Origin of the sequence: Staphylococcus caeli, assembly GCF_900097965.1 — a bacterium.
In the GTDB taxonomy this organism is placed as follows: Bacteria; Bacillota; Bacilli; order Staphylococcales; family Staphylococcaceae; genus Staphylococcus; species Staphylococcus caeli.
In genome coordinates, this window is sequence record NZ_FMPG01000006.1 from 83,720 (window position 1) to 96,036 (window position 12,317).

Genomic DNA, 12,317 nt, shown 5'->3' on the forward strand with positions numbered 1-12,317 from the left:
AAAGTTGGGTAAATAAAGATTGGTTACATAGCATTTGATTCCTGTTTCGCATTTTTAAAATGTGTTACGCTATATTATATAAAACTTAGACATAGAACCAATAAATTTTAAGGTTCTGTTTTTTTATCTAAGTGAGTTATTGGTACTTTAATTTGTATATATTTAATGCTATTATTGATTTGTAAGCGTTTCAACTATTTTGTGGAGGGTGTAATATGAGCAACGAAAGTCAGGTTTCCGAGGCACCTGTAAATTTCGGAGCAAATCTTGGTTACGTTTTAGATTTATATGATATATATCTAGAAAATCCAAGCGCAGTTCCAGAAGATTTACAAGTCCTATTCAGTACTATTAAAAACGGTGAAGCTAACATCGCAACAAATTCTGAAAATCAAAGTAGTGTAACAAAAGGTGATAGCACGATTAAACGTGTAATGCGCCTCATTGATAATATACGTCAATATGGGCATTTATTGGCTGATATTTATCCAGTAAATAGACCTCATAGAGAGCATTTACCAAAGTTAAACATCGAAGACTTTAATTTGGATCAAAAAACACTTGAATCCATTTCTGCCGGTATTGTATCTGAGCATTTCAAAGATATTTATGACAATGCTTATGAGGCAATTTTGCGTATGGAAAAACGTTACAAAGGACCAATTGCCTTTGAATATACGCATATTAATAATAATAGAGAGCGTGTATGGTTAAAACGTAGAATTGAAACGCCATATAAAGCAACTTTAAACGATAATCAAAAAATTGAACTATTTAAAAAATTAGCCCACGTTGAAGGCTTTGAAAAATATTTACACAAAAACTTTGTTGGCGCAAAACGCTTCTCAATTGAAGGTGTAGATACACTTGTACCAATGTTACAACAAACATTGAAGATTGCTAGTGAAGAAGGCATTCAAAATATTCAAATTGGTATGGCACACCGTGGTAGACTCAATGTCTTAACACACGTATTAGAAAAGCCATATGAAATGATGATTTCAGAATTCATGCATACAGATCCAATGAAATTCTTACCATCTGATGGTAGCTTACAACTTACTTCAGGTTGGACAGGCGATGTGAAGTATCACTTAGGTGGCGTTAAAACTACGCAATCATATGGTATCGAACAACGTATTTCATTAGCGAATAATCCAAGTCACTTGGAAATTGTAGCACCTGTTGTGTTAGGTAAAACGCGCGCTAATCAGGATACAACAGATAAAGCTGGTGAAGTAACAACTGAATTCCAAAAATCTATGCCTATATTAATTCATGGTGACGCAGCATATCCTGGACAAGGGATTAATTTTGAAGCAATGAACTTAGGCAGTTTAGAAGGTTATTCTACAGGCGGTTCTCTGCATATCATTACGAACAACCGTATTGGGTTTACAACCGAACCTGAAGATGGCCGTTCTACGACTTATTCTTCTGATGTTGCTAAAGGTTATGACGTACCAATCATGCATGTGAATGCTGATAACGTTGAGGCAACTATCGAAGCAATTGAAATTGCTATGGATTTCAGAAAAGAATTTAACAAAGATGTCGTAATTGATTTAGTCGGTTACCGTCGTTATGGACATAATGAAATGGATGAACCATCAATTACAAACCCACTACAATATCATGAAATTCGTAAACATGAATCTGTGGAATTATTATATGGCAAGCAACTTGTCGAAGAAAATATTATCACAGAAGATCAAATGAACGATATTATTGATGGTGTTCAAAAAACGTTACGTGCAGCCCACGATAAAATTGATAAAAACGATAAAATGGACAATCCAGATATGCAAAAACCTGATAGTCTTGCTGAACCAATTCAAGGTACAGATACAGAAATCAGTTTTGAACAATTAAAAGAAATTAATGATGCTATGCTCACATACCCATCAGATTTCAACGTATTGAAAAAACTTAATAAAGTATTGGAAAAACGTAAAGAACCATTTGAGAGTGAAGAAGGATTAGTTGACTGGGCTCAAGCAGAACAGTTAGCCTTTGCTACAATCACACAAAATGGCACGCCAATTCGTTTAACAGGTCAAGACAGTGAACGTGGTACATTCAGTCATCGTCACGCTGTTTTACACGACCCAGATACTGGCGAAAAGTTTGTTCCACTACACAATGTGCCTGATCAAAAAGCTACTTTTGAAGTGCGTAATTCACCATTATCAGAAGCAGCTGTAGTTGGTTTTGAGTATGGCTATAATGTTCAAAATAAATCATGTATGACAATTTGGGAAGCGCAATATGGCGACTTTTCAAACATGGCACAAATGATTTTTGATAACTTCTTATTTAGTGCACGCGCTAAATGGGGAGAACGTTCTGGATTAACATTGTTCTTGCCACATTCTTTCGAAGGCCAAGGACCAGAGCATTCTTCAGCACGTTTAGAAAGATTCTTACAACTTGCTGGCGAAAATAACTCAACAATCGTTAACTTATCTAGTTCAAGTAACTACTTCCACTTATTACGTGCACAAGCAGCGAACTTAGGTACAGAATCTATGAGACCACTTGTAGTTATGTCACCGAAAAGTTTATTGCGTAATAAGACGGTTGCAGATCCTATTAGTAAATTTACAACTGGTAAATTCGAACCAATTTTACCAGAAGCTCATGATAAAGATGCTGTTAAAAAAGTTATTTTAGCATCAGGAAAAATGTTTATCGATTTAAAAGAATATTTGGCAAAAAATCCAGATGATTCTATCTTAATTGTAGCAGTTGAAAGACTTTATCCTTTCCCTGCAGAAGAAGTCGAAGCATTATTGAATGAACTACCTAACTTACAAAATGTAGCTTGGGTACAAGAAGAACCTAAAAATCAAGGTTCATGGTCATTCGTTTATCCATATCTAAAAGAATTGACAACAGACAAATATGATTTAAGCTACCATGGTCGTATCCAACGTTCAGCACCTGCTGAAGGCGATGGAGAAATTCACAAGCTTGTTCAAAATATGATAATAGAGCAAAGTACAAACATTAACTAGGGGGAAGTAAAGCATGCCAGAGGTAAAAGTTCCAGAGTTAGCAGAATCCATTACAGAAGGTACCATTGCAGAATGGTTAAAACAAGTCGGTGATAGTGTAGACAAAGGTGAAGCTATCGTTGAATTAGAAACAGATAAAGTCAATGTTGAAGTTGTATCAGAAGAAGCAGGTGTACTTCAAGAATTACTAGCAAATGAAGGCGATACTGTTGAAGTAGGACAAGCTATTGCAGTCGTAGGTGAAGGCAGTGGCAACGCTACTTCTGAAGCTCCAGCCAAAGAAGACTCATCTAAAGGTGATGCAAAATCTTCAGAGCCAAACGAAGCACAAGCTAAATCTTCAGAATCAAATAATAATCAATCTGAAGATAAATCACAAGACAATGGTCAACGCGTTAATGCAACACCATCTGCACGTAAATATGCACGTGAAAAAGGCATTGATTTATCTGAAGTAGCTGCAGCTTCAAATGATGTTGTAAGAAAAGAACATGTTGATCAAAGTCAAAAACAAACAAATACACAACAATCTCAACCAGCTGCTAAAGAAGAGAGTAAACCAGCTGCATCTCAAAAACCAACAAAACCAGTAATTAGAGAAAAAATGTCTCGTCGTAAGAAAACTGCTGCTAAAAAATTATTAGAAGTCTCTAATAATACAGCAATGTTAACTACTTTTAACGAAGTCGATATGACTAACGTTATGGACTTACGTAAACGTAAGAAAGAACAATTCATCAAAGATCATGACGGTACTAAACTTGGTTTCATGTCATTCTTCACTAAAGCTGCAGTTGCTGCATTGAAAAAATACCCAGAAGTAAATGCGGAAATTGATGGCGATGATATGATAACTAAACAATACTATGATATTGGTGTTGCTGTTTCTACAGATGACGGCTTACTTGTACCATTCGTTAGAGACTGTGATAAGAAAAACTTCGCAGAAATTGAAGACGAAATTGGTAATTTAGCTAAAAAAGCACGTGATAAAAAACTTGGTTTAGATGATATGGTCAATGGTTCATTTACGATTACCAATGGTGGTATCTTCGGTTCAATGATGTCTACACCAATTATCAATGGTAGCCAGGCAGCTATACTAGGTATGCATTCAATTATTACGCGTCCAATTGCGATTGATGCAGATACAATTGAAAACCGTCCAATGATGTACATTGCATTAAGCTATGATCACAGAATCATTGATGGCAAAGAAGCAGTTGGATTCTTGAAAACAATTAAAGATTTAATTGAAAATCCAGAAGATTTACTATTAGAATCTTAATTCACACACAAAATAGTTTACTAACCCTAATACAACGGCGTTTAACGTCGTTGTATTTTTATATTTATCTATATATTCCCAATCAAAAAATTTATATTTTGATTCAACGCAGTACATAAAATTGTAAATCAGTTATGAAACAAAAATAAACACTCAGGGAATAATAGAAATGATTACAATAAAAATTGATATACTTACAAGCAAAGGAATTTATCTAAAAAATTTTTACAGTTAAAGACGCTTCAGGTAACTATGTAATAAAAGGATATGGCTGGGATAATCAGTATTTTATGACTTTTAAAAATGCTTTGATATTCACTATTTTTATGTCTTTAACGATGTGTATAGCATTTTACATTGTTCCAATTCCCGAAAATATGATTGGCAAAATTGTATTTTCAGCTATATGGGTTATTATTAGTTTATTATTATCATATTTTATATTAGGAAAAGAGAGTATGAAAAGAAAGTGATACAATAGTTTTGAAGGTTTTAGCCACGTTATTAATTAAAATAACGTGGTATTTTTCTTATAAACAAAAATATTTGAGTACAGAATTGGCTATATCAAAAAGCAGATTTGCGTTATGACTAAATTAACGTATTTGTTCACCTCCAATTTTCCACTTCATAATACTATAAAAAGCCAACACCGGATTCGTAACGTCCAGTGTTAGCTTTTATTTAAAAATTTAAATTCTAATACACTAATAATGAATAATCATATTTAACCGTACAGTTGTATCATGATTATTTGAATATTTGTGGAATGTATTTGCATTAAATTTAATAGATTCATCTTTGTTGATATAAATTGCTTCATTTTCCAATATAAGCGTTAGTGTACCATCATATACCGTTATATATTCATAAGTACCGGCGCCATGAGGTTCGCCTTTCATACTGCCACCAGGTTCAATGACTACCATATAACTTTCAAATTTCTTTTCAATATCAAATTTAAAGAATGGATAAATACGGTACTTATTGTTATCTGACATCAGGGGTTGTACGTCGTTCAATGTTTGTTTTTTTACAATATTATCATTTTCTTGAGTAAGTTCAGTAAAAGATACCTTTAAGCCATTGGCAATTTTCCAAAGTGTAGTTATAGAAGGTATCGATTCTTTACGTTCAATTTGACCCAACATTGTTTTACTAACTTCTGTTAGGTAAGACAAATGTTCAAGTGAGTAACCATTTTGTTTCCGGTATAATTTTAAGTTTTCAGCAATTATGTCATTGATTTCTTTCAATTGAAGTCACCTCTATTTACAATATAACGTACAAAGGATATACTTTAAAGTACAAACGTTAAAACGTATTTTTATACTTTATACCGTTTTAAGCGATAGGGGGGTAACCATGACAATAATTAGTATGTTGATTTATGCTGTTGTAGCAAGCTTTACTCCAGGTCCTAATAATATTATGGCTTTATTCTTTTCACAAAATTTAGGTTTTAAAAAAGCGTTTCGCTTTTCAATTGGTGTGGGTGTTGGTTTCTTAATTCTTTTATGTTTATCACAAATATTTAACACAACACTACATAGTGCGTTTCCTAAAATAGAAATATTCATGAAAATTTTTGCATTTATCTATTTAATGTATCTAGCCTATAAAATATTCATGAGTTCTATCAATGGGACTAAAAAAGGATTCGATGCTAAATTTAGTAGCGTACGCTTTGCGACGATATTACAATTCATAAATCCAAAAGGTGTGATTTATGCTTTAACAGTAATTTCTACTTTTGTAACGCCCGTTTACACAAATTGGATTACACAATTACTATTAGTCGTAATTTTAGCTTTTATTGGTTTTTTAGGCACTTTAAGTTGGGCAGCTCTAGGCTCATTATTTAAAGTTTGGATCGCTAAGCACGAGCTTTTATTTAATATTGTCATGGCATGTTTATTAGTTTATGTCGCATTCAGCATTATATTCCATTAACTATAAATTATATAATCTATCTAATAGCGGGGCACAATTCACTTTTGTACTTCGCTATTTGTCTGTGAATCATTGATTGATAATATAATTATTTATAAATTGCAATTAGCAAACTAACATTATTCACTATAAATCTTGCGATAACCGAACCATATCTCTTAATTGTATCCAGGTAGTGACGGTATCCATGGCGTTAACTTTGTAAATGCAATGTATTTATCAAGTTGGTTAGGTAAAGCTGTTTCCTTACCTGTAGATCCAACAGAATTTAAAAATTCATTACAAGCACAAATTAATGCAGAGCAGTAGTGAGTCAATATAATTACTGGAGGTAATCGAATGCTTAACATTGGTATAGTGGGATTAGGAGATATATCACAAGTGCACATTCATGCCATTAAATACAATTCAAACGCACAATTAGTTGCTGTATGTGATGTGGATCCAACGTATAGCGATAAAATTCCAAATGTACACTTCTATTCGAATCTTGAAGAAATGTTACGTTCAGAAAAGTTGGATTGTGTACATGTATGTTTACCACATTATCTACATGTATGGGCAACGAAGACTTGCGTTGAACATGGTGTGCATGTACTACAAGAAAAACCATTAGCAAATAATGCTAAAGAGGGGATGGAGCTCATTAAATTACAACATAAATATCCCAATATAAAAATTGGCATCTGTTTTCAAAATCGTTATAATGACACCTTCCAAACGCTCAAGCGAATTGTTAAAAGCAAATCGTACGGAAATATCATCGGTATCAAAGGCTTAGTGACTTGGTATAGACCTGAATCTTATTACACAAAAAAACTTGGCGCGGAAAAATAGCTACTGCTGGTGGTGGCGTGTTGATTAATCAATCGATACACACACTAGATTTAATGCAACTCTTATGCGGTAAAATTAATACCATAAAAGGGACCGTTTCCCAATTATTAGATTATGATATTGAAGTTGAAGATACAGCATCCGCTCATATTAAATTTGAAAATGATGCAAATGGCATGTTTTTTGCGACTAATGCTAATTTTGGAAATTCTAGTATTGAATTACAAGTTATTTTAGAAAATGGAAAATTCACAATTAAAGATAACATGCTGACACGCACAGATGAGCAAGGTAACAAGGTCAAAATCATTGAAGATGCTAAAATGAAAAACTCAAAATCATACTATGGACCAAGTCATAGTAAGCTGATTGCTCAATTCTATGAGTCATACTGCATGATTACGATAACTTCGTTCATGTTAAAGATGCATTACCATCTATTGCTATGATTGATGCCATACAAAAATCTTCTGAATCCAATAAAACCATCCAATTTAATAGTATCTAAATATTTAATTATGTCGGTATACACAAGAACTGTCGTTTAAGTTATCTCAATAAACGACAGTTTTTTCTATTTATATTAAACGCAACATAATTTATATTCTTTGTAATTTTATCTAGATTTCAATACACTTAACTTAATAATATAACAATGAGGTGACACGATGACACAACATTCTAAAGTGATTTTAGATTTAGCCGTCACGTTAGATGGTTTTATAGAAGGTATTAACGGCGAAATTGACTGGTGCATCATGGATCCAGAAATGGACTTTGATGCTTTTTTAAACCAAATTGATGCTATTATTTATGGTCGAAAGAGCTACGATCTATGGGGAGAATATTCACAAGTACTTGGTAACAATGAACACGGTGATGATTCAATGTGGGAGAAGATACATAGTAAAGCAAAATATGTATTTACACGTCAATCAATAAACGATACCAACCACGCACACTTCATCAATACTACTGATTTAATGTCAACTGTTAATAAGATTAAAAGTCAATGTGAACAAGATATTTGGCTTTATGGAGGGGCAGATATAATCACGTCATTTATTGAACACAATTTGATAGATGAGTATAGGTTGTCTGTACACCCTGTGGTCTTAGGCAAAGGAAAACCCTTATTTGAGAATGTGCAAGATCGATTAAACTTAACATTGAAGCAAACAAATATTTATAAAAGCGGCGTTGTGCAACTGATTTATGGTAAAGCACGATTTTAATAATTATAAAGGATGAGGTCATTGAATCTAGCTGTCAAAGCTCAAAATATCTCACTGACTAGAGGTCACCAAACGGTTATTAACAACCTTTCTTTCAAAATACCTAAGCACTCTATTACTAGAGTTATAGGATCTAATGGTATTGGAAAAAGTACTACGCTTAAGTTAATGGCCGAGTTAATTAGCCCTAGTAGTGGTCAATTACATGTCAATGAAAACATAGGTTATGCTCCTGATTTATTGCCTGATAACATAAAAATGACTGTAAGTATGTTTTTGCAAAGTATTCAAGATTTACACAAAACTAGACACAACACATATGATTGGTTTAAATATAGTGAAATGTTTAATATTACTCAATATAAAGATTTAAAACTTCAGAATCTTTCAAAAGGGACTTTACAAAAAGTAAATATTATCCAATCTCTATTAAAGAATGCATCAATATTAATACTTGATGAACCATTCTCTGGTCTAGATAAATCGTCTGAAATTCAATTAATTAAACACTTACAACAACTGTCAACAAATAAAACTATTATTTATACATCCCATGAAGCTGAAGTGATTCCAAACTTTGCTACACATATTTTAAATTTAGAAGATAATACCTACAAGTCAGTACATTCAGTGCCAAGCCTCAGGACTATAACAGTTCCATACATGTCTAACATTAATGAATTAAAAATACTAAACCAAATAAATACTTCAAATATAAATATTTCAAATGATTTATTAACAATTCAAGTTCCAAAATCACAAGCAAACGAAATCCTAAAAGCACTAATCAATCATGAAATTGAAATTTTAGAAGTAAAGGAATAAGCAAATGTTAATTTCATTTTTAAAATATGAAAACACAAAATTTTTTAATTCTTATCAAATGATAGCACCAATATTTTTATATTTATTAAGTATTATTGCAAATTACATATATAAAGATCTGCCAATACTCTCTAGTTATGGGTCAACTGCTATTTTTTTATTGTTAACTATGACTTGGTTAACCATCATGAACTTCAAGCATGATTCAATAAATGAGAGGGATATCTTGTATATACATTTATCATCTAAATTGAAATATTTAACCTTTAAATTAATTAATTTAATATTATTGAGTTTTCCGCTTATTTTAATATCTATAGTTTATCCATTAATAATAAATAGTTTTGATAAGAAAATAACTGTCAATTTCATAGTAATTAGTTTGATAGTTCATGTCCTTTTGAGTATTTTTGGCATACTTTTAGGTGCATTTGTATCCAATACAAATCTTGCAAGTAAACCATATCGATGGCTATTTACAGTGTTCGTTATCATAATTACACTTACTAAAGTCACATTGGTTGATTCCATGTCATTTCTAAAATGGTTTGTTTGGATTATGCCACCAATAAGCGAACTGCTGTCATTGTTAAATAGTGGTACATTACTTTTATATAACGGCAAATTCTTAATGTACTGTATGCTAATTCTAATATACTATTGCTTATTACTAAAACTAACTATCCACCTTTTTCTTAAACAAAAATAGACCACCCTTAACTGATGTCATTAAGGATGGCTTTTATTAAATTAAACAACAGGATTAGAGACCTGTTCGTCTACAACTGTTATGCAATATAGACAAATAATTCTATAAGCGCAATAATTAGAAATACTAAAAAGATTATGCCATATATGTTATTCTTCTTCGCATTTTTTTGCTTAGCTTTATTACTCAAATTACTAAAGAATGTAATACCTGAATATACTGCAATGAGTACCGTTATACCGAATACAAACCATATACCAGACATCTCAAAACCTCCTTCTCATACGCTATCTCTATTTTTTAATTTACTATTAAAAAAATTTAAAACTTGTTATATATCCATATTAATACATTTTTTCAATTCGTCCAATGTATATTCTGTAACAATTTTACAATATATACTCTAGGCGTAAACTTCATGATATAAATCATCTGTAAAATACGTTATAATAAATTGAAAAGTGATCAATAAAGGGGTTAATATAATGAATGGTCTAAGAAGTGTAACGACTGGGACAAACAATTTAGAACAAACTAAAACTTTATTTAAAGATACACTTGGCTTAAGTGTTGAATCTAAAGGAAATGCGCTACGTTTTGGTGATGCCGAACTGAGCTCAGGCACACGCATCCATTTTGTCGAAATACCAAATTATCAAAATGAAGATAATCATATTGACAATATCGGTTTAAGAGTTCCTTCAGATGAAGGGCTTGATGAATATATTTCAATTTTAGATCAAAAGCAAATAGAACATAGTGCGATTACAGATTTAAATGGTCACGCTTATATCGAGTTCAAAGACCATAACGGTCAATCGTTCCACCTATATTCCAATGAACACAATACAGGCGCACCATTAGGCACACCAACTTTTGACAGTACAGTGAATCCATTACATCAAATTCAAGGTTTAGGCCCTGTATTAGTCAAAGTAAATGAATTATTATTAACCCAATCCATTTTAACTAATGTATTTGGACTCACACATTTTGCAGAATATACACCTCATCCTGACTCAGACTATAAAGTACAAGTCTTTCGAATCGGTGATGGTGGTCTAGGTGGCGAGATTCATATCTTTGCTTCAACTGAAGAATTGAAAATGCCTGAGCAAGGTATAGTAGAACAAATCGAGTTTGCTACAGAATCGAAAGCTCAATTTCAAAATGCATTACAACAACTTGAATCGATTGGCATACCTTACCAAACATTAGATCAAGATGGTGAAAAATCACTGAGAATCACTGAAAACAGTGGTATCACGTTCATACTTACACTTGAAATCAAATAACAAAGCGAGGTTTTACAATGCTACACGAAACATGGAAAGAACGTACACCTATAAAAAAAATCGAAGTTATACATACAGATGCGAAGAAATTCACAGTATCTGATATGCTTACTGTCGGTAAACAATATGACGTTATTAACGAGACGGAAGAGTATTATCAAATCATTGACAACTCCGGACTTGTAGGCGGTTATTACAAAGAATATTTCAAAGAAATTTAACCATTATTAACTGTTATGTTTCTGAGATAGAATTTTCAAATAAGGCTTGGGCAAAATATGTTTTCGTATTGATGCCCCAGTCTATTTTTAATATTTAAACATTAGATTAAGATTAATATCTATAAAGGAGAACTATACGCTATGACTGGCAACTACTATATCAATAAAGATGAAACTGTATTTAATGATGCGCAATCATTAATGCATTTAAATAAAAATATTCTACTTAAGGGGCCAACAGGGTCAGGGAAGACGAAACTAGCAGAAACATTAAGTGAAACGATGCAACGCCCAATGCATCAAGTTAACTGTTCGGTAGATTTAGATGCTGAAAGTTTGCTAGGATTTAAAACGATTCAAACTAACGAAAATGGCTCACAAGAAATAGTATTTATCGATGGTCCTGTCATCAAAGCAATGAAAGAGGGGCATATTTTATATATAGATGAAATTAATATGGCGAAGCCTGAAACATTGCCTATTTTAAATGGGGTGCTTGACTATCGTCGTAAACTGACAAATCCATTTACTGGTGAAGTTGTCAATGCTGCGCCAGGTTTCAATGTTATTGCAGCAATCAATGTGGGGTATATAGGTACCTTACCTATGAATGAAGCATTAAAAAATCGCTTCGTCGTTATTCAAGTTGATTATATAGATGGGGATATTCTCAGTGATGTAATAAAACAACAAAGCCAATTAAAAGATGATGACTTAATTAAAAAAATCATCAAATTTAACGAAGATTTACGTACGATGACACAACAAGGACAAATATCTGAAGAAGCGGCAAGTATTCGTGCATTAATCGATTTGAGTGATTTAGCTACAATTATGCCAATTCACCGTGCGATTCAACGTACAATTATTGATAAATTAGAGGATGAACGTGAACAACAAGCCATTTTAAATGCAGTGGAATTAAATTTTTAGTGAG

General features: G+C 32.4%; 13 protein-coding genes. 11 read left to right on the forward strand and 2 right to left on the reverse strand.

Annotated elements, in window-relative coordinates:
- Positions 1–215: 215 nt before the first annotated feature.
- Both BJS11_RS08195 and sucB read left to right on the forward strand, forming a co-directional pair.
- Positions 216–3,017: a 2-oxoglutarate dehydrogenase E1 component gene (locus BJS11_RS08195; protein ID WP_069996572.1), complete on the forward strand. Its 2,802-nt coding sequence runs from the start codon at positions 216–218 to the stop codon at positions 3,015–3,017.
- Positions 3,018–3,030: 13 nt separating this feature from the next.
- Positions 3,031–4,305: a dihydrolipoyllysine-residue succinyltransferase gene (gene sucB, locus BJS11_RS08200; RefSeq protein WP_069996573.1), complete on the forward strand. Its 1,275-nt coding sequence runs from the start codon at positions 3,031–3,033 to the stop codon at positions 4,303–4,305.
- A gap of 707 nt (positions 4,306–5,012) precedes the next feature.
- Here the strand turns inward: sucB and BJS11_RS08205 are convergent.
- Positions 5,013–5,561, reverse strand: coding sequence for a helix-turn-helix domain-containing protein (locus tag BJS11_RS08205; protein ID WP_069996574.1), 549 nt, complete (start codon positions 5,559–5,561; stop codon positions 5,013–5,015).
- A 109-nt stretch (positions 5,562–5,670) separates the two neighbouring features.
- Between BJS11_RS08205 and BJS11_RS08210 the strand changes: the two genes are divergently transcribed.
- The 6 genes from BJS11_RS08210 (at position 5,671) to BJS11_RS08225 (ending at position 9,155) form a co-directional block, all read left to right on the forward strand.
- A complete protein-coding gene (locus tag BJS11_RS08210; protein ID WP_069996575.1) occupies positions 5,671–6,258 on the forward strand; it encodes a LysE family translocator in 588 nt (195 codons plus the stop codon).
- 162 nt (positions 6,259–6,420) lie between these two features.
- Positions 6,421–6,567 (forward strand): hypothetical protein, encoded by a 147-nt coding sequence (locus tag BJS11_RS13595; RefSeq protein ID WP_245167115.1) that lies wholly within the window; start codon positions 6,421–6,423, stop codon positions 6,565–6,567.
- Between the two features lie 30 nt (positions 6,568–6,597).
- Positions 6,598–7,095 carry a Gfo/Idh/MocA family protein gene (locus BJS11_RS14070; protein WP_342418084.1) on the forward strand — a complete coding sequence of 166 codons (498 nt, stop codon included), beginning with the start codon at positions 6,598–6,600 and terminating at the stop codon, positions 7,093–7,095.
- A gap of 20 nt (positions 7,096–7,115) precedes the next feature.
- Positions 7,116–7,544 (forward strand): Gfo/Idh/MocA family protein, encoded by a 429-nt coding sequence (locus BJS11_RS14075; RefSeq protein ID WP_258953800.1) that lies wholly within the window; start codon positions 7,116–7,118, stop codon positions 7,542–7,544.
- 219 nt (positions 7,545–7,763) lie between these two features.
- The gene (locus BJS11_RS08220; protein ID WP_069996528.1) at positions 7,764–8,330 is read left to right on the forward strand and encodes a dihydrofolate reductase family protein; all 567 of its coding nucleotides are present in this window, start codon (positions 7,764–7,766) and stop codon (positions 8,328–8,330) included.
- A 21-nt stretch (positions 8,331–8,351) separates the two neighbouring features.
- The gene (locus BJS11_RS08225) at positions 8,352–9,155 is read left to right on the forward strand and encodes an ATP-binding cassette domain-containing protein (RefSeq protein ID WP_069996527.1); all 804 of its coding nucleotides are present in this window, start codon (positions 8,352–8,354) and stop codon (positions 9,153–9,155) included.
- 788 nt (positions 9,156–9,943) lie between these two features.
- Here BJS11_RS08225 and BJS11_RS08235 read toward each other — a convergent pair.
- Positions 9,944–10,129, reverse strand: a complete 186-nt coding sequence (locus BJS11_RS08235; RefSeq protein ID WP_069996525.1) for a Mid2-like cell wall stress sensor domain protein — start codon at positions 10,127–10,129, stop codon at positions 9,944–9,946.
- Between the two features lie 220 nt (positions 10,130–10,349).
- On the opposite strand from BJS11_RS08235, the gene BJS11_RS08240 reads away from it, so the two are divergent.
- The 3 genes from BJS11_RS08240 to BJS11_RS08250 all read left to right on the forward strand — a co-directional run bounded on the left by BJS11_RS08240 (position 10,350) and on the right by BJS11_RS08250 (position 12,313).
- Positions 10,350–11,159, forward strand: coding sequence for a VOC family protein (locus tag BJS11_RS08240; protein WP_069996524.1), 810 nt, complete (start codon positions 10,350–10,352; stop codon positions 11,157–11,159).
- A gap of 17 nt (positions 11,160–11,176) precedes the next feature.
- The gene (locus BJS11_RS08245) at positions 11,177–11,380 is read left to right on the forward strand and encodes a DUF6501 family protein (RefSeq protein ID WP_069996523.1); all 204 of its coding nucleotides are present in this window, start codon (positions 11,177–11,179) and stop codon (positions 11,378–11,380) included.
- 141 nt (positions 11,381–11,521) lie between these two features.
- Positions 11,522–12,313 carry an ATP-binding protein gene (locus BJS11_RS08250; RefSeq protein WP_069996522.1) on the forward strand — a complete coding sequence of 264 codons (792 nt, stop codon included), beginning with the start codon at positions 11,522–11,524 and terminating at the stop codon, positions 12,311–12,313.
- Positions 12,314–12,317 lie beyond the last annotated feature (4 nt).